Raw genomic sequence first — 23,061 nt, forward strand, 5'->3', positions numbered from 1 at the left:
AAAATGCCCTCGGAATGGCCGAAACCGTTGCCCGGCGGCTTACTCGACAGTCACCGACTTGGCCAGATTACGTGGCTTGTCCACATCGGTGCCCTTGACCAGGGCAGCGTGGTAGGAGAGCAACTGCAGCGGGATGACGTGCAGGATCGGCGAAAGCTGGCCGTAGTGTTCGGGCAGGCGCAGCATGTGCACGCCCTCGGTGCCGGGAATCTCTGCATCGTCATCGGCGAAGACGTAAAGCTCGCCACCGCGGGCGCGGACTTCCTGGAGGTTGGACTTGAGCTTTTCCAGCAGTTCGTCGTTGGGCGCCACCGAGATGACCGGCATTTCGGCGTCGACCAGCGCCAGCGGACCGTGCTTGAGTTCGCCGGCGGGGTAGGCCTCGGCGTGGATATAGGAGATTTCCTTGAGCTTCAACGCGCCTTCGAGGGCGATCGGGTAGTGGCGGCCGCGGCCGAGGAAGAGGGCGTGGTGCTTGTCGGCGAAACGACGGGCCCAGGCTTCGATCGTGCTTTCCAGCGTCAGCACCTTGTTCACCGCGACCGGCAGGTGGCGGAGCTGGTCGATGTAGGCGGCTTCGTCCTCTTCGCTCAGGCGGCCGCGCACCTTGGCCATGACCAGGGTGAGCAGGAAGAGGGCGGCAAGCTGGGTGGTGAAGGCCTTGGTCGAGGCAACGCCGATCTCCGGGCCGGCGCGGGTGATGAAGCGCAGCGCCGATTCGCGGACGATCGCCGATTCCGGCACGTTGCAGATGGCCAGCGTCTTCTGCTGGCCAAGCGACTTGGCGTGGCGCAGCGCGGCCAGGGTGTCGGCGGTCTCGCCGGATTGCGAGATGGCGACGACCAGTTGCCGCGGATCGGGGACCGAGGTCCGGTAACGGTATTCGCTGGCGATCTCGACCGTGCAGGGCACGCCGGCGATGGCCTCGAGCCAGTAGCGAGCGGTCATCCCGGAATGGGCGCTGGTGCCGCAGGCGAGGATCAATACCTGGTCAACATCGTGCAGCAGGTTGGCCGCATCGGCGCCGAAAATGCCGGGCTGGATGCTTTTCGCGCCGCCGACGATTTCCAGCGTGTTGGCCAGCGCTTCCGGCTGCTCGAAGATTTCCTTCTGCATGTAGTGGCGGTACTGGCCGAGCTCGACGGCGGCGGCAGACAACTGCGAGACATGCACCGGCCGCTCGACCGGGCTGCCGTCGAGGCGTTCGATGCGCACGCCGGCTGCGGTCAGTTCGGCGATGTCGCCGTTTTCCAGGTAGACCATGTTGCGTGTCACCTGGAGCAGGGCGGAGGCGTCGGAGGCGGCGTAGCTGCCGCCTTCGCCGAGGCCGAGCAGGAGCGGCGAGCCTTCGCGCGAGACGACGACCTTGCCCGGCTGGCGCTGGTCGATGACGGCGATGGCGTAGGCGCCGACCAGGCGGCGGCAGGCGAGCTGGACGGCGCGGAAGAGATCGGGTTCGCCCTGCAGCAGGTGTTCGACGAGGTGGGCGATGGTCTCGGTATCGGTGTCCGAGGTGAACACGTAGCCGAGGTCACCCAGTTCGCGACGCAGGCTTTCGTAATTCTCGATGATGCCGTTATGGACGACGGCGATGCCACCGGAGACATGCGGGTGGGCATTGCGTTCGCAAGGCACGCCGTGCGTTGCCCAACGGGTGTGGGCGATGCCGGTCGGCGCACTGGTGCCAGCCGCGGCGGCCTCCAGTTCGGCAACCCGGCCGACCGAGCGGACGCGTTCGATGCCGGCGGCACCGACGACGGCCAGCCCGGCCGAATCGTAGCCGCGGTATTCAAGTTTCTTCAACCCTTCGACGAGGACGGGAACGATGTTGCTGCCGGCTGCTGCCGCGACGATGCCGCACATGATGGATTCCGGAAAACGATATGCACGCATTTTAACGCATGCAACCGTGCTGCCGGCGGCGATGCACGTGACGGCAGCCGCCGATCTATAATCGCGCTTTCGTTTTTGCGGTCCCGCGCCGATGCGCATCCTGCTCGTCAAAACCTCGTCGCTCGGCGATGTCATCCACAATCTGCCGGTCGTCAGCGATATCCGGCGACACTTTCCGCAGGCGACCATCGACTGGTGCGTGGAGAATGTTTTCGCGGCGATCCCCCGCCTGCATCCCGCCGTCGATCGCGTCATTCCCGTGGCTATCCGGCGCTGGCGCAAGGCCCTGCTGCAGCGCGACACCTGGCGCGAGATCGGCGCCAGCCGGCAGGCGCTGCGCGCCGCCGCCTACGACCTGGTGATCGACACTCAGGGGCTGATCAAGAGCGGCCTGTGCGCCATCCAGGCCCGCGGGCCGCGCGCCGGCTATGGCCTCGACGCCGCTCGCGAACCACTGGCGGCGATTTTCTACGGCCGCCGTTACAGCGTACCCCGCGACCTGCATGCGGTAGTGCGCAACCGCCAGCTGGCGGCGGCGGCACTGGGCTACCTGGCTGACACCACGGTCGATTACGGCATCGCCGCGCCGGCCGTCAGCTGCGACTGGCTGCCGGCCGGCGAGCACGTTGTCCTGCTCACGGCGACCAGTCGCGACGACAAGCTGTGGCCGGAGGCGCGCTGGATCGAGCTGGGCCAACGGCTGGCCGACCAGGGACTGCGCGCCGTGCTGCCGGCCGGCAGCGCCGTCGAACGCGAGCGTGCGGCGCGCCTGGCCGCCGCCATCCCGCAGGCAATCGCCGCCCCGCCGCTGAACATCGAAGCGCTGGCCGCGCTGCTCGCCGGCGCCCGTGGCGTGGTCGGTGTCGATACCGGCCTGACCCACCTGGCGGTGGCGCTCAAGGTGCCCACCGTCGCCCTGTATACCGCCACCGAACCCGGCCTGACCGGCGTCTACGGCAGCGCCTTCCACCGCAACCTGGGCGGCTGCGGGCAATGTCCGGAAGTTGGCGCGGTCCTTGCCGAACTGGCGCAAGGCCTGCGCTGATGCTGCGCCTGCTTTACGCGCTCTGTCTCTACCTGCTGAGCCCGGCGATCCTGCTCCGCCTGGCCTGGCGGGCGAGGAAGCAACCGGAATACCTGGCGCACGTCGGCGAGCGTTTCGGTTTCTACGGCCGGCGCCTTCCCGCCGGCGAAGCGCCGCTGATCTGGGTACACGCCGTCTCGGTCGGCGAAACCCGCGCCGCCCAGCCGCTGATCGACGCCATGCAACAGGCCTGGCCGACGCACCGCATCCTGCTCACCGGCATGACGCCGACCGGCCGCGCCGCCGGCCGCGAGGTGTTCGGCGACAACGTGATCCAGGCCTACCTGCCCTACGATCTGCCGGACGCCGTCGGCCGCTTCTTCCGGCATTTCGCGCCGGACTTCGGCGTCCTCATGGAAACCGAGATCTGGCCCAACCTGCTGGCCGGCGCCGACCGGCATGGAATTCCCGTGGTGCTGGTCAATGCTCGTCTGTCCGAACGCTCGGCGCGCGGTTACGCCCGTTTCGGCGGCCTCACCCGGCCGGCCTTCGCCCGGCTCGCCGCGGTCGCCGCGCAGACCGCCGCTGACGGCGAGCGGCTTGCCGCGCTGACGGCGCCGCAGGTCGAAGTCTGCGGCAACCTGAAATTCGACGTCGAACCGCCCGCCGAACGCCTCGCCACCGGCCGCGCCTGGCGCGCCGGGTTAGGGCCGCGGCCGGTCTGGCTGGCCGCCAGCACGCGCGAAGGCGAGGAGGGGCCCTTGCTCGACGCCTGGCGGCAGCGCCCCGTCGACGGCGCGCTGCTGGTCCTGGTACCACGCCATCCGCAACGTTTCGCCGAAGTCGCCGCCCTGCTCGAACAGCGGGGTCTGCGCTGGCAGCGGCGTAGCACCGCCTTGCCGACGGCGGAAACCGAAGTCTGGCTGGGCGACAGCATGGGGGAAATGGCGGCTTACTACGCGATGGCCGACTTTGCCTTCATCGGCGGCAGCCTGGCGCCGCTCGGCGGGCAGAACCTGATCGAGGCGGCGGCTTGCGGCTGTCCGGTCGTCGTCGGCCCGCACACCTTCAATTTCCTGCGCGCCACCGAAGATGCCATTGCCGCCGGCGCAGCCTTGCGGGTGGCCGATGCCGACGCACTGGTCGACACCGTGCACCGGCTGTTTCGGGAGGACAAGGAACTGGCGGCGATGCGCGCCGCCTGCGCCGCGTTCGCCGCCGCCCACCGCGGGGCGACGCAGCGGACGCTGGCGCTTATTGCGCGGCGCTGTCGTCGAGCAGCGCGTTGATCCGCGTCACGTCATCCTCGCCGAGCGCGCCGACCGCCGCTTTCAAGCGCAGTTGCGCCATCAGCGTGTCGAAGGTGGCCTTGGCGAGGTCGCGCCGCGTCACGTAGACCTGGTTCTCGGCGTTGAGCACGTCGATATTGATGCGCACGCCGACCTCGTAACCCAGCTTGTTCGATTCGAGGGCCGACTGCGACGAGACCAGCGCCGCCTTCAGCGCATTGACCTGGGCCAGGCCGTTGGTCACACCGAGGTAATACTGGCGCGCCGCCAGCGTCGCATTGCGCCGCGCCGCTTCCAGGCCGTAGCGGGCAGCGGTGCTGTTGGCGGCAGCCTCGCGCTGGCGCGAGGTGGTGGCACCGCCCTGGAACAACGGAATGTTCAGTTGCAGACCGTAATTGGCGAAGTCCGAATCGACCGCCCCCAGCGCCGTGCTGGAGTAGGCCTTGGACTTGCCGCGGTTGGCGACGAGATCGAGCGTCGGATAGTGGCCGGCCCGCTGCTTATCGACTTCGCGGGCGGCGATCTCGGCCTGCGCCTGCTGAATCTGCACCGCCAAGGCGTCCTTTTCCGCGGCGGCGACCCAGTCGGCCAGACGATTCGGCTCGGGCAGCGCCAATACCGCATCCTTGCGTGGCGGCGCCAGCTTGCCGGCTTCCTTGCCAATCAGCGTCTGCAGTGCCTGACGGCGAACCTCCAGTTCGCTCTCGGCGGCGATTTCCTGCGCCTGCACGAGGTCGAAACGCGCCTGCGCCTCGTGGGTGTCGGTGATCGTCGAGGTACCGACCTCGAAACTCTTCTTGGCCAGTTCGAGTTGCTGGAGGATCGCCTCCTTGTTGGCACGTACCGCGGTCAGGTTCTCGCTGGCGTAGAGGACGTCGAAATAGGCCTGCGCGACCCGCAGGATCAGATCCTGACTGGCCTGCACGAACGTGGCTTCGGCCTGCGCCACCTGCTGCTTCGCCTGTCCGTAGGCCACCCAGTTCTGCCAGCGGAACAGCGGCTGCGTCAGGGTCAGCTGGTAGGCGTAGCTGTTGTATTCGGCCTTGCTCGAAGCCGCCGGGGCATTGCGCGGTTCGGAATCGACGTCGTTCCAAACCGTGTTGCCGGAAGCGGTGACCGTCGGCAGCAGCCCGGCCAGCCCCTGTGGTGCCTTTTCGCGGCCGGCCTCGCGCGCGGCCCGGGCAGCGGCATATACCGGGTCGTTGTCCTGGGCATCGCGGTAGATCTGGGCCAGATCCGCGGCATGTAGCGGCGCGGCGGTCAGGGAAGCGGCCAAAAGCCAGGCGATTTGTTTCATGCGGACCTCAGTAACGGTTCATCCCGGGATCGACTTCGCAAGCCCAAGCTTCGATGCCACCCAGAAGGTTGAACACTGCGCTGTAACCCTTGCGTTCGAGAAACATGCAGACCTGCATGCTGCGACCGCCGTGATGGCAGATGGCGACGATTTCGCGTTGCGGATCGAACTCGGCGCAACGCAGCGGAATCATGTGCATCGGCACATGCACCGAACCCTCGATCTGACATTGGGCCAGCTCCCAGGGCTCCCGGACATCAAGCAACAGCGGCGGCGGCCGATTCGCATCGGCCAGCCACTCCGCCAGTTGAGACGCCCGGATCTGTCGCATTACAGGGAGAAGTCGCGAGCGGCGACAAAGTTGTCGAGAACGGGAACCACCGTCTCGAACAGATTGATCGTGTTGTAGATACCTTCGGCAACACAGGTGATCATCTGCGCTTCCATCACCGGCGCCTCGCCGACGATTGCGGCAAGCCGGCCACCGACCCGCAGTTGCTTGAGCAAACCTTCGGGCAGTCGGGCGACGGCGCCGGAGAGAACGATGACATCGAACGGCGCACGTTTCTGCCAGCCAGCGCTGCCGTCGGCACATTCGACGGTAACGTTGGCGATGCCGGCGCGCTGCAGGTTGTCGCGGGCGAAAGCTGCCAGTTCCGGGCGCAGTTCGAGGGTCGTCACATGTTCGGCACGCGCTGCCAGCAAGGCCGCCATGTAACCGCTGCCGGTACCGATTTCGAGCACGCGGTCGCCCTGGCGGATGCCAAGTTCCTGAAGCAGGCGGGCTTCAACGCGGGGCGCGAGCATGCATTGGCCTTCGCCCAGCGGAATTTCCATGTCGGCAAAAGCCAGATTGCGATAGGCCGCCGGCACGAAATCCTCGCGCTTGACGATGAATAACAGGTCGAGCACTTTCGGATCGAGCACGTCCCAGGGACGAATCTGTTGCTCCACCATGTTGAAGCGCGCTTGTTCGATGTTCATGAAATTCTCCGCAAACTTAATATTAGCATACGCTAATATATTGGTTCTGACAAAATTCGATTATACCTGAGCCGCACACAGGCCCCGCTGCAACAGCGCCAGGTGCGTTGCGAGATAGTCGCGCGGACGGGTAGGCTGCTGCTCGCAACGCCCCAGCGAATACTCCCAGATCAGCAGCATCAGCACCGGGGCGATGATGACGTCGATCGCCTGTTCGACATCGCATTGCTGGAACTCGCCGCTGCTGACGCCGCGCCGTAACGCTGCACCGACCAGGGCGCGCCCGCGGGCGATCACGTTGGTGTAGTAGTAGGTGGCAATCTCGGGAAAATTCTGCGCTTCGGCGACGATCAACTTGGGAATGCCGGCGAAAGCGGTGCAGCCGATGCGCGTCCACCAGTGATCGAGCAGCTTTTCCAGCAGCGAGAAGCTGCTGCCGGTATGGCTGGCGGCGATCGCCTCGTTTTCTGCCAGAACCGGCACGATGCCTTCCTGGATCACCGCCTTGAACAAGGCTTCCTTGCTGGCGTAGTAAAGGTAGAGCGTGCCTTTGGAAACGCCGGCACGGGCGGCAACATCGTCGAGCCGGGCGGCGGCATAACCCTTCTTGACGAACAGGGTCAACGCGGCCGCCAGCAGTTCGCCGGGGCGGGCTTCCTTGCGACGTTTCCGGACAGGTTTGGCAGTACTCATGGCTGCTTAATGACTATTGGGTCATCAAGCTAACACCCCACGACGACAAGGGTCAACGGCTCTCCTTGATGAGCCGCTCGCCGATCGGCTGCACGGGGCGGGCATTGTTGCGATAGAGGCGGCCGAAAATGCGGAGTTGCTCGTCCGAAACCTGGATCGGCTGCTTCATGACGATCCACAGGATGTCTTCGGTGCACGGCGGGGTCGTCAGCGAACCCATGAAAGTGTAGTACTGCCGGGTCTCGGGCAGGAAGGCGGCGGGTTCGAAGACGGCGGTCGGCGGCTCGACCGGAACATGTTTCTCCAGCGGCAGATGATTCCACAGGGTCTGGACCTGCGGATGCTCGCTACCGCGCGTCATCAGCACCTCGATCACCGCTCGCTGGCCATCGACGGAGCGATGCACGAGATGGGCGGACATGTCGTAGCGCTGACCATTGATCCGCGTTTCGCCGGGGCGATGGAAGTGGATATCGACCAGATCATAGGTCTTGCCGGTCAGCGTGAAGCTGCTGTCGCCGACGGCGACCGAAACGGAGTGACCGGTATCGACAATGCGGAAAGTCGAGGGACGGTAATCGAAACGAATCGGCTCAAGATCGACCTTGATGCCATCGCGAATATCGATCGGCGACTGGCGCTTGCCAGCTGCGCAGAGGACATTGCGCGGATCGAGCTTGACCCAGTTCTCCGGCGCCCCTTCTCCCTCGTAACCCCAGGTCACCGGCTTGCTCGGCGTAACCAGTTCAAGCATGTAGCCAGAGGTGGCGCGGCTCGGTGCCGGCTTGAGCGGACGCGGAGTTGGCGTGTTGTTGTGAACCAGTTGCGTCGTTCCATGTGAAACGCTGAGACTCGGCTTCGGCTTGGCTGGCGGCGGCGGTTCTTCGGCTTTCGGCCGGGTTTCCACCGGCGCCGCAGCTTCGCCCCGCGTTGCCTCCATCGCCGCCTTGAGATTAGGACGGATCGACGGAATCGGCGAGTCGGGCTTGTCTACGGTTTTCACGACAGGCGCCGCCGGCGCCTTCGCCAGCTCCTTCTTCAGTAGCGCCGCATTCGCTTCCTGCAACTGGCTCGCCGCCTCGTTGGCGCGCTTGGCGAGTTCCGCCGGGTCTTCCTTGGGCGGCCGACAGACCTCGCGCAGAACGCGGTCGTCGAGCGTCCCGGTACGCACCGGCAGTTCGGCACCGGCAATTTCCTCTTCCCGAATGATGTCGCTTTCAGCCTGCCGATAAATGCGCCGGATCGTCTTGGCGCTGCGCGACGCGCAGTCGTAGCGAGTGGTTGCTTCGATCACGCGGTAAGGCATCCCGGTCCGACTATCCGACAGCGGACGATCCAGCGTCACCCGACTCAGCGCCTCGACGACATTGCCGGTACGCTTGAGCGTCGTGCGGTCGAGTTCGATGCTGCGGCCGGCCTCGCTGGAAATGTTCTGCCAGGTTGGCGCAGCCCAGGCCAGGCATGGCAGGCTGGCCAGAACGATGGCAATGGTCGTCGAACGCATGGGTGATTTCCTGTCAGTTTTCTTCGAATTTTCACGGGCTTGTCGGACTTATTTCGACCAGATTCGGGGAATCTTGAGGAAAGACCGTGCTTCCTTGCATTTTGCCTGTGTTTCCAGTACCTTGCAGCACTCTCGTTAGGGGTGTCAACCTGTACAGTGCTCGGCTGAGAAATACCCTTCGAACCTGATCGGGTCATGCCGACGTAGGGAAACGAAATCCGTCACCGGAACCAGATCGCTCCTTGCCCGTCTTATCCCGCTGAACATCCGCACGGAGCACTCATGAACGCCAACGAACAATTCATCGCTGCCAACGCCCACGTCAACGAGGCCGCGATCCAGCCGCTGCCGAATTCGCGCAAGACTTACGTCGCCGGTTCGCGACCGGACCTTCGGGTACCGATGCGCGAGATCCGGCAGGCCGACACGCCGACCGGCTTCGGCGGCGAGAAGAATCCGCCGATCTTCGTCTACGACTGTTCCGGCCCGTATTCCGACCCGGCGGCGAGGATCGATATCCGCTCCGGCCTGCCGGCACTACGCCAGCAGTGGATCGAAGAGCGCGGCGACACCGAGGAACTGCCCGACCTCTCTTCCGAATTCGGTCGCCAGCGTGCTGCCGACCAGTCGCTCGACGAACTGCGCTTCCCCGGCCTGCACCGCAAGCCGCGGCGCGCCAGAGCCGGTGCCAACGTCAGCCAGATGCATTACGCCCGTAAAGGCATCATCACGCCGGAAATGGAATACGTAGCGATCCGCGAGAACCTCAATCGCGCCGCCTACATCGAATCGCTGAAGGCCACCGGCCCGACCGGCGAGAAAATGGCCAAGCTGCTCACCCGTCAGCATCCGGGCCAGAACTTCGGTGCCAGCATTCCGGAAGAAATCACCCCGGAGTTCGTGCGCAGCGAAATCGCCCGCGGCCGCGCCATCATCCCGAATAATATCAACCACCCGGAAAGCGAGCCGATGATCATCGGCCGCAACTTCCTGACCAAGATCAACGCCAACATCGGCAACTCGGCGCTCGGCTCCTCCATTCAGGAAGAAGTCGAGAAAATGACCTGGTCGATCCGCTGGGGCGGCGACACGGTGATGGACCTGTCCACCGGCAAGAACATCCACGAAACCCGTGAATGGATCATCCGCAATTCGCCCGTGCCGATCGGCACCGTGCCGATCTACCAGGCGCTGGAAAAGGTCAACGGCAAGGCCGAGGACCTGACCTGGGAAATCTTCCGCGACACGCTGATCGAACAGGCCGAACAGGGCGTCGACTACTTCACCATCCACGCCGGCGTGCTGTTGCGCTACATCCCGATGACCGCCAACCGCATGACCGGCATCGTCAGCCGCGGCGGCTCGATCATGGCCAAGTGGTGCCTGGCGCACCACAAGGAAAGCTTCCTCTACACGCACTTCGAGGAAATCTGCGAAATCATGAAGGCCTACGACGTGGCGTTCAGCCTCGGCGATGGCCTGCGCCCCGGCTCGATCTACGACGCCAACGACGAAGCGCAGCTGGGCGAACTGAAGACGCTCGGCGAACTCACCGAGATCGCCTGGAAGCACGACGTGCAGACCATCATCGAAGGTCCGGGCCACGTCCCCATGCATCTCATCAAAGAGAACATGGACCTGCAGCTCGAATACTGCAAGGAAGCCCCGTTCTACACCTTGGGCCCTTTGACCACCGACATCGCGCCAGGCTACGACCACATCACCAGCGGCATCGGCGCCGCCATGATCGGCTGGTACGGCACCGCCATGCTCTGCTACGTGACGCCCAAGGAACACCTGGGTCTCCCGGACAAGAATGACGTCAAGGAAGGCATCATCACCTACAAGCTCGCCGCGCACGCCGCCGACCTGGCCAAGGGCCATCCCGGGGCGCAAATCCGCGATAACGCCCTGAGCAAGGCGCGCTACGAGTTCCGCTGGGACGACCAGTTCAACCTCGGCCTCGACCCGGACAAGGCCAAGTCCTTCCACGACGAGACCCTGCCCAAGGAATCGGCCAAGGTCGCCCACTTCTGCTCGATGTGCGGCCCGCACTTCTGCTCGATGAAGATCACCCAGGACGTGCGCGACTTCGCGGCGGCGCAAGGCTTGCAGGAGGAGGAAGCGCTCAGCAAGGGAATGGAAGCGAAGGCCGTCGAGTTCGTGAAGACCGGTGCCGAGGTTTACCGCAAGGTGTGACGGGGATTCGACCTGCAACGAGAAAAGGCCGCAATTGCGGCCTTTTCCATTTCCGGCACCGGTCCTTCAACCGCCCAGGCGTTCGACCCGTTTGTCGAGGCGCGCCAGATCGTCGCGCAACGCATCGACGGCAGAAACGAAATCCCCGACGGCAGTGGGATCGGCCAGCAGTTCGCCTTCATTGCTGGCGTATTCGGCAAAGTTGGCACCCAGCCGCGCCAGCCCCTCGCGCGCGTTGCGGGCCAGGGCGCCGGCGGCCAGGCTCAGGCGCCGGGCGGGAATGTCGCCGATCGCCGCCGCCAGGTCGCCCTCGGCGTCCCAGCGCAGGTTGCGGAAGACGAAAGCCAGCGTTTCCGCGACATCGGCGGCGCCGCTCAGACGTGCGCCGCTCATCAGCTTGCTGCGGTCGGTCAGCGCGCGCACCGCGAAATCGTCCGGCAGTTCAATGCGGACATCGGGTTCGGCAACGGCATCGGCGGCCTGCAGCAGGCCGCTGCCGTCGATCGTCAGGCGCAGGGTCAGCGGCCCGGCGACGATCGCCACCCGCGCCCCGGCATGCCGGCTCAAGCGCTCCGACGCCCAGAGCGCCTGCGCGATCAGGTGGTTGAGCGGGACGAGCAGCAGCCGGTCGGACAGGGACATCGAGCCTGCCGCCTAGAACTTGAAACCGCGGTGCAAGGCGACGACACCGAGCGCCATGTTGAAATATTCGACCCGCTCCAGGCCGACGCCTTCCATCATCGCCTTGAGCGTTTCCTGGTCCGGATGGACGCGGATCGACTCGGAAAGATAGCGGTAGCTGTCGGAATCCTGCGTCACCAGTTGGCCGATACGCGGGATCACCTGGAAGGAATAGAAATCGTAGACCGGCGCCAGCGGCTTCCAGATCTGTGAGAACTCTAGCACCAGCAAACGCCCACCGGGGCGCAGCACGCGGCGCATCTCGGCCAGCGCCCGGTCCTTGTGCGTCATGTTGCGCAGGCCGAAGGCGACCGTCACGCAATCGAACCAGTCGTCGGGGAAGGGCAGCTTCTCGGCATCGCACTGGGCGACCGGCAGCATGTAGCCCTTGTCGGTCAACCGGTCGCGGCCGCGCGCCAGCATCGCGTTGTTGATGTCGGTCAGCCAGACCTGGCCGGTCTTGCCGACACGCTTGGCGAAAGCCAGCGACAGGTCACCCGTCCCGCCGGCGACGTCGAGTACCCGCGAACCCTCGCGGACACCGCTGCGCTCGATGGTGAAAGCCTTCCACAGCCGGTGCATGCCGCCCGACATCAGGTCGTTCATCAGGTCATAGCGGCTGGCCACCGAGTCGAAGACGCTGCGCACGCGACGTGCCTTTTCCTGCTCGGCAACGCTTTCGAAACCGAAATGGGTCGTTTCCTTGTTCATGGCTCTCAATGATGATGGCTACAGGATCGCGCAGCGGCAGCGGGGCCGCCGTCGCTATCGCGGGAGGCGCCTTGCGCTTCGAGCAGACGGAGGTATTCCGCCCACAGTTCGTCGTGATGCACCCCGAGGTTGTAAAGCAGATCCCAGGTATACAAGCCGCTGTCGTGACCGTCGGAAAAAACCAGCTTCAGCGCATAGGTACCGGACGGTTCGACCGCCAGCAATTCGACATCGCGCTTGCCGACCTGCAGCACTTCCTGGCCCGGTCCATGACCACGGGCTTCGGCCGATGGTGTCATCACCCGCAGGTATTCGAAGGGAAGACGAAAAACCGTTTCGCCATAAACAAGTTCGAGCACCCGGCTTTTCGTATGCAGACGAATTGCCTCGGGGATCGGGGTGTCTTTTTCCATGCCGGCCATCTGTGGTCTCCATGCCAGGGCGGCTAGTTTACCCCGAAGCTGCCGGCAGCGGCACCCTACAGCTCGATAACACTGATCCGCTCGAAATCCGCCTGCCGTTGCAGGATGTGGTTGAGGCGCATCTTGCGCTTGTCTTCGCCGACCACCACCTCCAGATCGCGACCGGCGTGGTAGTTGCCCGGCGGCAAGACGAGCGAGATTTCCTCGCCGATCGCCGGCAGCGCAGGCAGTAGAAAACCGGCCGCGTAGCGTTCGCTGCCGCCTTTCACATCGAGCGAGCGGAAACTCACGCCCTGGGGGATGCCTGGCAGCGTAGCGAGGCCGACAACAACGCCGCCCGACTCTTCCTGCATCAGCCAGGTCGCATAGCCGAGCAGGAAATGCTCGCCGTCATGCGGACAGACGGCCATCAACTGCCCATGCTGGATGCGCTGACCGGCGCCGCTGCGCCCCAGGCGGAAACCGTTGGCGGAGTGATTGATCACCGACCAGTATTCGACCGGGTAGTCGGCATGCGGGCGAATGACCAGGGTCTGGCCGGGATCGGCCCGATCGCGGAAGGTGAACAACTGCTCGAAATCGCCCCGGGAATAAGTAGCTGCCGAGTCCGGCTGCTCGAACGGCACACCGCTCACATGGAAGAACATCGGCGTGAAACCGGTGGCAACGCGCGCCGTGCCCTCGCTGACGAAGCGCCGGAAACGCCTGGCCGACGAGGATTGCGACCAAGGCCGGACGAGTTGCTCGAGCAGCTTCAGCACATGGCTGCTGGTCTCCTCGCCGAGACCGAGTTGCGACGGGGTATAGCGCATACGCAACTGGTTGATTGCATGATCGATCTGCAAGCCCAGCCGCGCCGTGTCGAGGCGACGGACATCGCTTGCCGCTCCTTCGACCGATGCGCTCAGATGCAGGGGCTGATCCTTCATCAGTTCGACCACGTAAGGCGGCAGCTCGAGGTCACTTTCCAGCGGACTGACGCCGACCAGCGGCGCCCACATCACCGCCCAGCGACGAATCAGGTTGAGGTTGCGCACGCTGTGACTGTACGGGCTCGCCACGTCGATCAGCAGCAGGGTGACATAGGCGGCCGCGCAGTGCGTGGCGTGCGTGGTACTTTCCAGGGGATCGCTGACCGGTGTGAAGACGATTCCCCATTCCTCGGCGGTCTCGAAATAGCCGTGCAGGTCGAGCCAGATGCCGGGCGGCAGTTCGCGGTGAGCGCGGTAGTGCTCGATGATCACCATCCCGCTGTAATAGATGCAGCGGTGCAGCAGGGTGGCCATCATTTCCTTGTAACCGGGCGCCTCCACTGCCGGCTCTTCCAGGCGAGCGCACAGCGCGTAAGCCTTGCCCATCTTGCGCCAGGCGTCCACGGCGGCGCGGAATGCCGCTTCCTCGTCATGATTCAGCGGCACCGCCTTGTTGTGGTAGAGGCGGGCCATCTCCTCCTCGACGAAGCAGAGCGGGGCCCGCGTCTGTTCGAGCAAGGCGAACAGGATGCCCGGGTCCGGCGGCGCCGTCAGCAGCGCATCAAGGAAATCCATCAACTGCCGTTCGGCGGTTCCCGGGTTGGCCAGCATCAGCTTGGCCAGGTAGTTCATGCCGTCATTCAGATCGACGATCGACAACTGCACGCTCTGCTCATTGCTCATGGCTATTTTCCTCTCGCGCCAACTCGCCGGTGATGATGGCCGTCAGCGTGGCATCCTCGATGGCCGCACGAGCCGGCGTCAACTCGCGCTGTTGCCGGCCCCAGATCGGTTCGGGGAAATGGCGGTCATCGCGCCAGCGGGGAATGACGTGCCAATGCAGATGCGGCACGACATTCCCGAAACTGGCGAGATTGACCTTGTCCGGCGCAAAACATTTGCGAACTGCCGTTTCGACTGCGAAGACGACGCGCATCAGCGTCTGCCGCGAAGCGGCGTCGAGGTCGGTCATTTCGGCGACATGACGGTTCCAGATGACCCGACAGAAGCCGGGCAGGGCGGGGTCGTCCACGCGCACGACGCGACAGTGCGCCGACTGCCAAAGCAGCCGCCCCCCTGGTCCGCCACATAGTTCGCAAGCGCTTGCCGTCACCGCATCGAATCCCGTCGTTTTGCATAGGATTGCATTCGCCGCCACTTCCTGCAAGTGGCGGCGAAAAATAGCCCGCTTATGACGGTCGACGGACCTGAAAAGCCGGGATCAGAGCAGGACGCGCTCGATGCCTCCGTTGTTGGCCTTGCCGACGTAATCCGCCATCCAGTTGTCGCCGAGCAGGTGCTTGGCCATCTCGACGACGATGTAATCGGCCTTTGTTCCGGCATCGTCGTCGTAGCGCGACAAACCCTGAAGGCAGGCCGGGCAGGAGGTCAGGATCTTGACCTCACCCTGGAAGCCGTCGGCGCGCAGTTTCTCGGCACCGTTCTCGATTTCCTGCTGCTTGCGGAACTTCACCTGGGTGGCGATATCCGGGCGCGAATAGGCAAAGGAGCCGGCGTCGCCGCAACAGCGGTCGGTCAGCGGAACCTCCTGGCCCATCAACGTCTTGGTCACGGCCAGTGGGTTGTAGATTTTCATCGGCGTGTGGCAGGGATCGTGGTACATGTAGCGCGTTCCTTGCACACCTTCCAGTTTCATCCCCTTTTCCATCAGGTACTCGTGGATGTCGAGCAGGCGGCAACCAGGAAAAATCTTTTCGAACTGGTACTTCTGCAATTGATCCATGCAGGTTCCACATGAAACGATCACCGTCTTGATGTCGAGGTAGTTCAACGTCGTTGCCAAGCGATGGAAGAGCACACGGTTGTCGGTGGTGATCTTCTGCCCCTTGTCCTCGTCGCCCGACGAGGTCTGCGGGTAGCCGCAGCAGAGGTAACCGGGCGGCAGCACAGTAGTCGCACCGACTTCGTAGAGCATTGCCTGGGTGGCCAGGCCGACCTGCGAGAACAGGCGCTCGGAACCGCAACCGGGGAAATAGAAAACCGCTTCTGAATCCTCGGTCGTTTTCTTCGGGTTGCGGATCACCGGGATGACCTTGTCGTCCTCGATGTCGAGCAGCGCGCGCGAAGTCCGCTTGGGCAGGTTGCCCGGCATCGGCCGGTTGAGGAAGTGGATAACCTGGGTCTTGACCGTCGGCGCACCGAGCGAGGCTGGCGGGTGCTTGCGCGAATCCTGGACCAGATGCAGTGCCTTGGCCGCCTTGTACGCCAGCCGCTGGGCCTTGAAGCCGAAGTTCATCATGACGCCACGCATCAGCTTGATCGTCGCCGGATCCTTCAAGTTCAGGTAGGTCATCGCCGCCACCGTGCCCGGACTGAAGCGCTTCTTGTCCTGCTTCCTGAGGAAATTGCGCATGGCGACGGAAACATCGCCAAAATCGATGTCGACCGGACAGGGCTTCAGGCAGCGGTGGCAGACCGTGCAATGGTCGGCGACATCGTTGAACTCATCGAAGTGCTTGAGCGAGATACCGCGCCGGGTCTGTTCTTCGTACAGAAAAGCCTCGACCAGCAACGAGGTGGCGAGGATCTTGTTGCGCGGACTGTAGAGCAGGTTGGCCCGCGGCACGTGGGTCGAGCAGACCGGCTTGCACTTGCCGCAGCGCAGACAGTCCTTGATCATCCCGGATATCTTGCCGATCTCGGACTGTTCCATGATCAGCGATTCGGCGCCGAGCAGGCTGAACGACGGGGTGTAGGCGTTGCTCAGGTCGCCACCTTGCATCAGCTTGCCCTTGTTGAAGCGGCCCTGCGGGTCGACCTTCTGCTTGTAGGCGCGGAAGGGGGCGATCTCGTCCTCGGTCAGGAATTCCAGCTTGGTAATGCCGATCCCGTGCTCGCCCGAGATCACGCCGTCGAGGCCACGCGCCAGGTGCATGATGCGCTCGACCGCCTTGTTGGCCGTCTGCAGCATCTCGTAATTGTCCGAGTTGACCGGGATGTTGGTGTGCACGTTGCCGTCGCCGGCGTGCATGTGCAGGGCGACGAAGACACGACCGCGCAGGACTTCCTTGTGGATCGCCTCGATCCGTTCGAGGATCGGCCGGTACAGCGTGCCGTCGAAAATCTTGGCCAGGCGCGCCTTCAGCTCCTGCTTCCACGAGGTACGCACGGAGTAGTCCTGCAGCCGGTGGAAGAGGGTGGGATTGGTGGCCTTGTTGCTCAGTTCGCCGGCTACCACGCCGTAGGAGGCAAAGCGCGATTCGGCTTCGGCCAGCGGCAGGTCGAGGTTTTCCAGCAGCCATTCCCAGCGCAGGCGGACGGCTTCGACGTAGTCGAGCGCGGCCTGCCGGCGGTCGCCGATCAGCAGCTCCTTGTCGAGATTGGCGTCGCCGGAGTGCAGCGGCAGTTCGCCCTTGAGGAACTCGGACAGGGCGTCGCACAGCGCCAGCTTGTTCTGCGTCGACAGTTCGATGTTGATGCGCTCGATGCCGTCGCAGTACTCGCCCATGCGCGGCAGCGGGATGACCACGTCCTCATTGACCTTGAAGGCGTTGGTGTGGCGCGAGATGGCGGCGGTGCGCGAACGGTCGAGCCAGAATTTCTTGCGCGTTTCGGCGTCGACGGCGATGAAGCCCTCGGCGGCGCGCAGGTTGCACATGCGCACGACGTCCGACGCGGCAGCCATCACCGCCTTCTCGTCGTGGCCGACGATGTCGCCGATCAGCACCATCTTCGGCCGGCCGTGACGCTTGGCCTTGGTCGCGTAGCCAACCGCCTTGACGTAGCGCTCGTCGAGGTGTTCGAGGCCGGCGAGCAGAACGCCCGCCGCGTTGCCGGCGCCGCCCGGCTTGAAGTAGTCGGTGATCTCGACGATCGCCGGCACCGCTTCGCGCACCTGGCCGAAAAACTCCAGACAGACGGTCCGCGTCACCGGCGGCATCTTGTGCAGCACCCAGCGGGCGGCGACGATGATGCCGTCGGTGCCTTCCTTCTGCACGCCGGGAATGCCGCCGAGGAACTTGTCGGTGACGTCCTTGCCCAGACCGTCCTTGCGGCAGGCGGCACCGGGCATGACCAGGACTTCTTCGCCAAGCAGCTTCCTGCCGCTCGGGTCGAAACGCTTGAGGCGGAACTCGACGTTCAACTGCTCGTGGATCTTGCCGTAGTTGTGATTGACGCGTTCGACTTCCAGCCAGTTGCCGTCCGGATCGACCATCTTCCACCAAGCCAGGTTGTCGAGCGCGGTGCCCCACAGCACGGCCTTCTTGCCGCCGGCGTTCATGGCGATGTTGCCGCCGATGCAGGACGCCGAGGCCGAGGTCGGATCGACCGCGAAGACGCGGCCGGCCGCGCTGGCGGCTTCGGATACGCGGTCGGTAACGACGCCGGCGCCGGTACGGATGGTGGCGTACGGGGTTTCGTGGCCAGCCAGCACCAGTTCCTCGACCGGCCCGATGTCGATCAGCTTTTCGGTGTTGATCACCGCCGAATGCGGCGTCAGCGGCACGGCGCCGCCGGTGTAGCCGGTACCGCCGCCGCGCGGGATGATGGTCAGCCCGGCCTCGATACAGCCGCGGACGAGGTGGCCGATCTCTTCCTCGGTATCCGGGTAGAGAACGACGAAGGGGTATTCGACGCGCCAGTCGGTGGCGTCGGTGACGTGCGAGACGCGAGCCAGACCGTCGAAGGCGATGTTGTCGCGGCGGGTGTGCTTGCCGAGATATTTCAGCACCTTGCGCCGCAGGTCGATGGTTTCGCCGAAACGGGCCGCGAATCGATCAACCGCCACCTGGGCCGCCTCGACCAGGCGTCTGACCTTGGCTGCACGTTCCGGGTCCTCGCGCTCGCTTTCGGCACGACGCTTCTCGACTTCCTTCAGCCGGTGGCGCAAGGCACTGACCAGCGCATCGCGACGCTCGCGATTGTCGAGCAGGTCGTCTTCCAGGTAGGGGTTGCGTTGCGCCACCCAGATGTCGCCCAGCACCTCGTAGAGCATGCGCGCCGAGCGACCGGTGACGCGTTCGCTGCGCAGTTCGTCGAGCACCGCCCAGTTGTCTGCACCGAGCAGACGGATGACGATTTCGCGATCGGAAAACGAGGTGTAGTTGTATGGGATTTCGCGCAGGCGAGCGGTCATGGTCAAACCGGTATCTGTCAAAAACAGGATTTTAGCGTATTGCGGCGCAACACGCGGGGCAGGTAGACCGGAGAAGGGCGTCCGGGTTCATTCAGTTTGTTGCCGCCAGCACCACCAGCCAGTAGCGCGCGAACTTGCCGAGCGCCATGAACAGCGCGCAGGGGAGCCAGGGCAGCCGCAACCAGCCGGCGGCAATGCACAGGGCGTCGCCGATCAGCGGCAACCAGGAGAAGAGCAGGGCGGCGGCGCCCCAACGGCGCAGTCGATCAACCTGCGGCAGCCGCTCGACGCGTTGCCAGCGTGGCAGGAAACGACCGCAGGCCCAGGAAACCAGGCCACCCAGCGTATTGCCGGCGGTCGCCACGAACAGCGCGGGGTAAGCCTGGGTGGGCGCGTACTGCAGGTAAGCGTAGAGAGCCAGCTCCGAACCGCCGGGCAGCAGGGTGGCTGCCAGCAGGCTGTAGAAGCCCAGCCCCCACAGCCCGAACCCGGGATCGAAGCCCGCCGGCATCAGGTACGGAAGCGGGAGGCGCCTTCTTCCAGGCTGCGCGCGACATTCTCCAGAGCCCGCACTTCGCCGAGCAGCGCACTGGCCTGCTGGCTGTTGGAATCGGCCAGATTGGCAACGCGTTCGACCGCCTGGGCGATGGCGTGACTGGTCACACCCTGTTCGCGGGCCGCGTTGCTGATTTCCGACGCGGCTTCCACCGACAGACGACCGGCGTCGGCAATCGCCTTCAGCGCGGCCTCCGCCTCGCCGGCCAGACGCGCCGCTTCGCGCGCCTGGGCGGCGATCTGTTTGGCGTTCTCGGCGGCACTGGCGGTCCCCGACGACGTCGAAGAAACGGTCTGGGCGATGCGGGTGGTGAACTGCGTCGATTTCTCGGCCAGCTTGCGCACCTCGTCGGCGACCACGGCAAAACCGCGACCGGCTTCGCCAGCGCGGGCCGCTTCGATGGCAGCGTTGAGCGCCAGCAGGTTGGTCTGGTCGGCGAGCTCGGAAATCGCCCCGGCCATGCCGGCGATTTCCTGCGCGTTGCCCGCCAGTTGGGCCATCAGTGCCTCGGCGCTGGCGGTTTCGCTGGCGATCTTGCGCATCTCGGCACTGACCGCACTCGCCGCAGCCATTCCCTGCTGGGCGCGGGTCAGGGTTTCGCCGGCGGCCTGTTCGGAACTTTGCGTCTGATCCGCGGTGTGCGTGATGCTGACCGACAATTGTTCGACCGCTGCCGCCAGCTCGCTGGCCGATGAGGATTGTTCCTGCGCCGCGCTGGCAACCGTCTGCGCCGCCCGCTCCAGCGACTCCGCCGACGCGAAGGCACTGCTCGAGGAACGGACGATCTCGCGCAGCAGACTGCCGATTCCCTGGCGGGCCGTATTGGCTTCGCGGGCGATGGTACCGATCTCGCAATGCGCCGACGGGATTTCCAGGGAGAAGTCGCCAGCCCCCATCCGGCGGACGCCTTCGGCCACCGCATCGACCCCGGCCAGGCCCCGCGTCGCCGCCACCCAGGCGGCGAGCGCGCAAGCCATCGCGCCGATCAGGCAGGCAACGGCAAGCTGCCAGCGCAGTGCGTCGGCGTGCTTGTTGTATTCCTCGATCCAGCTCCCCCCGGCCACCGTCCAGCCCCAGGACGGCGCGCGCTTGAAGACGACGATCTTGTCCTTTTCGGCGCCGTCGGCGTCGAAATAGGGATAGACGATGCTGCCGGATTCCTGCCGGGCCATTTCCCCGGCCAGCATCAGCAGCGGGCCCTTGACCTCCTTCGCCGTCTGCCCCTCGAGCTTCGGATGCAAGGTGAAGAAGCTGTCCTCCAGATTCGCCTCGACCTTGACCGCGTAGGGATAGCCGCTATCGCCGAATTTCATCTCCTTGAGGGTTTCCTTGAGCCGCGCCATGTCTTCGCTGATATCGGCGCGCACCGACCAGGCGCCGACCACCTTGCCCTGGCCGTTGAGGATGGGCATGAAGGCGCTGACGTAGAACTTGCCGGCGCGCTGCACGACCCCCGACCACTCCTTGCCTTCGAGCACCGTCCGCGTTTCCTTGGCGTCGGCGGCGATCGCCTTGCCGAGCATGCTCTTGCCTTCCTTGTCCTTGAGCAGGGTCGCCGCACGCACCATCTCGCCCTTGTCGTTGAACAGCAGCAGAGCGGGCTCGGCGATCAGGATTTCCTTCCAGCGCTGCATCAGCCGCTCGTTGCCATTGACCGGTTCGCCGTTGATCCGGTACACCGGCAAGCCGAAAGCATCGCGGTCGGCGCTCGCGTCAGCCGACTTCAGGGTGTCGCCGAGCATGCTCTTGAGGACGCCGAGCCGCTTCATGCCGGCTGCCTGGTGGGTCTTCGCGGTCAGCTCCAGCAGATCGACGACGGCGGCGACCTGGCCGCTGGCCGCCGACTCGGCGCTCATCCGTTCGGCGCGGGAAAAGGTGTACAAGGAAAAGATCGCCACTGCTGCGAACGCCACGGCACAAGCCATGGCAACGATGACAGCGACCCGTGTCGCCAGTTTGCCTGTTTGCATGCTGCTCCCCCGAAAAAGCTTATGGTTAGTTATTGGCGGCGAATTCTGCGGCCAACAAGGCGCCACTGCAACGCCCCGGCGAGACAAATCGCGCACGAAGCTGATAGATTTCGTCTTTTGCTTGGCCGACCAACGACATGCACGCAGCCCCCGACTATCTGGAAAAAGTCCTCAACGCCCAGGTTTACGATGTCGCCATCGAAACCCCGCTGGAGCAGGCCGACAATCTTTCCGCCCGGGTCCATAACCGAATCTGGCTCAAGCGCGAGGACATGCAGCCGGTGTTCTCGTTCAAGCTGCGTGGCGCCTACAACAAGATCGCCAGCCTCTCGGCCGAGAAACTCAAGCGCGGCGTCATCTGCGCCTCGGCCGGCAACCATGCCCAGGGCGTCGCGCTGTCGGCGGCCAAGCTCGGCTGCCGCGCCGTCATCGTCATGCCGGTATCGACGCCAGGAATCAAGGTCGACGCCGTCCGCCAGCGCGGCGGCGAAGTCGTGCTGCACGGCGAATCCTTCGACGAAGCCTACAGCCATGCGCTGGAGCTGGAGAAATCCGAGAAGCTGACCTTCGTCCACCCCTTCGACGATCCGGAAGTGATCGCCGGCCAGGGCACCGTGGCGCTGGAAATCCTGCGCCAGCACTCGCGCCACAACGGGCCGATCCACGCCGTCTTCTGCGCCATCGGCGGTGGCGGGCTGGCGGCCGGCGTCGCCGCCTACATCAAGCGCCTGCGCCCGGAGATCAAGGTGATCGGCGTCGAAACCTTCGACGCCGACGCGATGAAGCAGTCGATCGCCAAGGGCCACCGCGTGCGCCTGCCGCAGGTCGGACTGTTCGCCGACGGCACGGCGGTGAAGTTCGTCGGCGAGGAGACCTTCCGCCTCTGCCGCGAATACCTCGACGATATCGTGCTGGTCGATACCGACGCCATCTGCGCGGCGATCAAGGATGTCTTCGAGGACACCCGTTCGATTCTCGAACCGTCCGGCGCGCTCGCCGTCGCTGGCGCCAAGGAATACGCGCGCCAGCACAAGCTGAAGGACAAGAACCTGGTGGCCGTGACTTCCGGCGCCAACATGAATTTCGACCGCCTGCGCTTCGTCGCCGAACGCGCCGAGTTCGGCGAGCAGCGCGAGGCGGTGTTCGCCGTCACGCTGCCGGAGAAGCCCGGTGCCTACAAGAAGTTCCTGGCGTTGATCGGCAAGCGCAACGTTACCGAGTTCAACTACCGCTACCACTCGGCCAGCGAAGCGCACGTCTTCGTCGGCGTCCAGGTCAGCGACCGCAAGGAATCGCTGAAGCTGGTCAACAGCCTGCAGAAGCACGGCTACCCGACGCTCGACCTGAGCGACGACGAGATGGCGAAGAACCACATCCGCCACATGGTCGGCGGCCACGCGCCGCAGGTCTGCGAGAAGGGGATGCACGAACTGCTCTACCGCTTCGAATTCCCGGAGCGGCCGGGCGCATTGATGAACTTCCTGAGTCAGATGAGCGCCGGCTGGAACATCAGCCTGTTCCACTATCGCAACCATGGCGCCGATTACGGCCGCGTCCTCGTCGGCATGCAGGTGCCGCCGGCCGAGATGACGCAGTTCCGCGAGTTCCTGAAGAACCTCGGCTACGCCCACTGGGACGAAAGCGACAACCCGATCTACAAGCTCTTCCTCGGCTAATACCGAAAAGCGATAAGAAATTGCGATTTCATTCTTTCAGGTAAGCAACCCCAGCCCCTAGACTGGCGCCGTCAATCCTTTTCCGGAGAATCC

The 23,061-nt window shown here is 64.7% G+C and carries 18 protein-coding genes and 1 riboswitch; of the genes, 4 read left to right on the forward strand and 14 right to left on the reverse strand.

Annotation, left to right across the window (positions count from 1 at the left end):
* Nucleotides 1-39: 39 nt before the first annotated feature.
* Nucleotides 40-1,863, reverse strand: a complete 1,824-nt coding sequence (gene glmS / locus AC0KWY_RS13595; RefSeq protein WP_474026034.1) for a glutamine--fructose-6-phosphate transaminase (isomerizing) — start codon at nucleotides 1,861-1,863, stop codon at nucleotides 40-42.
* A 121-nt stretch (nucleotides 1,864-1,984) separates the two neighbouring features.
* Between glmS and waaC the strand changes: the two genes are divergently transcribed.
* Nucleotides 1,985-2,938: a lipopolysaccharide heptosyltransferase I gene (waaC, locus tag AC0KWY_RS13600; protein WP_474026035.1), complete on the forward strand. Its 954-nt coding sequence runs from the start codon at nucleotides 1,985-1,987 to the stop codon at nucleotides 2,936-2,938.
* Complete coding sequence (gene waaA, locus AC0KWY_RS13605; protein WP_474029729.1) at nucleotides 2,935-4,206, forward strand: lipid IV(A) 3-deoxy-D-manno-octulosonic acid transferase; 1,272 nt, start codon at nucleotides 2,935-2,937, stop codon at nucleotides 4,204-4,206. Before waaC ends, waaA begins: the two co-directional genes overlap by 4 nt.
* On the opposite strand, the gene AC0KWY_RS13610 is transcribed toward waaA, so the two are convergent.
* From AC0KWY_RS13610 to AC0KWY_RS13630, 5 genes are read right to left on the reverse strand one after another with little or no spacing between them, the layout of a single operon-like run.
* Nucleotides 4,172-5,503 carry a TolC family outer membrane protein gene (locus AC0KWY_RS13610; RefSeq protein ID WP_474026036.1) on the reverse strand — a complete coding sequence of 444 codons (1,332 nt, stop codon included), beginning with the start codon at nucleotides 5,501-5,503 and terminating at the stop codon, nucleotides 4,172-4,174. The genes waaA and AC0KWY_RS13610 overlap by 35 nt on opposite strands.
* Before the next feature lie 7 nt (nucleotides 5,504-5,510).
* Complete coding sequence (locus AC0KWY_RS13615) at nucleotides 5,511-5,834, reverse strand: rhodanese-like domain-containing protein (protein ID WP_474026037.1); 324 nt, start codon at nucleotides 5,832-5,834, stop codon at nucleotides 5,511-5,513.
* Nucleotides 5,834-6,487 carry a protein-L-isoaspartate O-methyltransferase family protein gene (locus tag AC0KWY_RS13620; RefSeq protein WP_474026038.1) on the reverse strand — a complete coding sequence of 218 codons (654 nt, stop codon included), beginning with the start codon at nucleotides 6,485-6,487 and terminating at the stop codon, nucleotides 5,834-5,836. Before AC0KWY_RS13620 ends, AC0KWY_RS13615 begins: the two co-directional genes overlap by 1 nt.
* Nucleotides 6,488-6,547: 60 nt before the next feature.
* On the reverse strand, nucleotides 6,548-7,180 hold the full coding sequence (locus AC0KWY_RS13625) for a TetR/AcrR family transcriptional regulator (protein ID WP_474026039.1): 633 nt from the start codon (nucleotides 7,178-7,180) through the stop codon (nucleotides 6,548-6,550).
* Nucleotides 7,181-7,232: 52 nt separating this feature from the next.
* Entirely contained in the window at nucleotides 7,233-8,684 is a 1,452-nt protein-coding gene (locus tag AC0KWY_RS13630) for a carbonic anhydrase (RefSeq protein WP_474026040.1), read from the reverse strand.
* A 127-nt stretch (nucleotides 8,685-8,811) separates the two neighbouring features.
* Nucleotides 8,812-8,911, forward strand: a riboswitch (TPP riboswitch).
* Between the two features lie 55 nt (nucleotides 8,912-8,966).
* Between AC0KWY_RS13630 and thiC the strand changes: the two genes are divergently transcribed.
* The gene (thiC, locus tag AC0KWY_RS13635) at nucleotides 8,967-10,883 is read left to right on the forward strand and encodes a phosphomethylpyrimidine synthase ThiC (protein ID WP_474026041.1); all 1,917 of its coding nucleotides are present in this window, start codon (nucleotides 8,967-8,969) and stop codon (nucleotides 10,881-10,883) included.
* A gap of 66 nt (nucleotides 10,884-10,949) precedes the next feature.
* Here the strand turns inward: thiC and AC0KWY_RS13640 are convergent, their stop codons facing one another.
* From AC0KWY_RS13640 to AC0KWY_RS13675, 8 genes are all read right to left on the reverse strand, one after another.
* Nucleotides 10,950-11,525 carry a ubiquinone biosynthesis accessory factor UbiJ gene (locus AC0KWY_RS13640; RefSeq protein ID WP_474026042.1) on the reverse strand — a complete coding sequence of 192 codons (576 nt, stop codon included), beginning with the start codon at nucleotides 11,523-11,525 and terminating at the stop codon, nucleotides 10,950-10,952.
* A 12-nt stretch (nucleotides 11,526-11,537) separates the two neighbouring features.
* The gene (ubiE, locus tag AC0KWY_RS13645) at nucleotides 11,538-12,275 is read right to left on the reverse strand and encodes a bifunctional demethylmenaquinone methyltransferase/2-methoxy-6-polyprenyl-1,4-benzoquinol methylase UbiE (protein ID WP_474026043.1); all 738 of its coding nucleotides are present in this window, start codon (nucleotides 12,273-12,275) and stop codon (nucleotides 11,538-11,540) included.
* Between the two features lie 5 nt (nucleotides 12,276-12,280).
* Nucleotides 12,281-12,697, reverse strand: a complete 417-nt coding sequence (locus AC0KWY_RS13650; protein ID WP_474026044.1) for a gamma-butyrobetaine hydroxylase family protein — start codon at nucleotides 12,695-12,697, stop codon at nucleotides 12,281-12,283.
* Between the two features lie 56 nt (nucleotides 12,698-12,753).
* Complete coding sequence (locus AC0KWY_RS13655; protein ID WP_474026045.1) at nucleotides 12,754-14,352, reverse strand: hypothetical protein; 1,599 nt, start codon at nucleotides 14,350-14,352, stop codon at nucleotides 12,754-12,756.
* On the reverse strand, nucleotides 14,342-14,707 hold the full coding sequence (locus tag AC0KWY_RS13660) for an HIT family protein (protein ID WP_474026046.1): 366 nt from the start codon (nucleotides 14,705-14,707) through the stop codon (nucleotides 14,342-14,344). The genes AC0KWY_RS13655 and AC0KWY_RS13660 overlap by 11 nt, the downstream gene beginning before the upstream one ends.
* A 183-nt stretch (nucleotides 14,708-14,890) precedes the next feature.
* A complete protein-coding gene (locus AC0KWY_RS13665) occupies nucleotides 14,891-18,766 on the reverse strand; it encodes a DUF3683 domain-containing protein (RefSeq protein ID WP_474026047.1) in 3,876 nt (1,291 codons plus the stop codon).
* A 91-nt stretch (nucleotides 18,767-18,857) separates the two neighbouring features.
* Complete coding sequence (locus AC0KWY_RS13670) at nucleotides 18,858-19,277, reverse strand: YqaA family protein (RefSeq protein ID WP_474026048.1); 420 nt, start codon at nucleotides 19,275-19,277, stop codon at nucleotides 18,858-18,860.
* Nucleotides 19,277-21,292: a methyl-accepting chemotaxis protein gene (locus AC0KWY_RS13675; RefSeq protein WP_474026050.1), complete on the reverse strand. Its 2,016-nt coding sequence runs from the start codon at nucleotides 21,290-21,292 to the stop codon at nucleotides 19,277-19,279. Before AC0KWY_RS13675 ends, AC0KWY_RS13670 begins: the two co-directional genes overlap by 1 nt.
* A gap of 137 nt (nucleotides 21,293-21,429) precedes the next feature.
* Here AC0KWY_RS13675 and ilvA point away from each other — a divergent pair, with 137 nt between their 5' ends.
* A complete protein-coding gene (gene ilvA, locus AC0KWY_RS13680; protein WP_474026051.1) occupies nucleotides 21,430-22,968 on the forward strand; it encodes a threonine ammonia-lyase, biosynthetic in 1,539 nt (512 codons plus the stop codon).
* Nucleotides 22,969-23,061: the final 93 nt, after the last annotated feature.

Source organism: Azonexus sp. MM2026_4 (assembly GCF_055901855.1).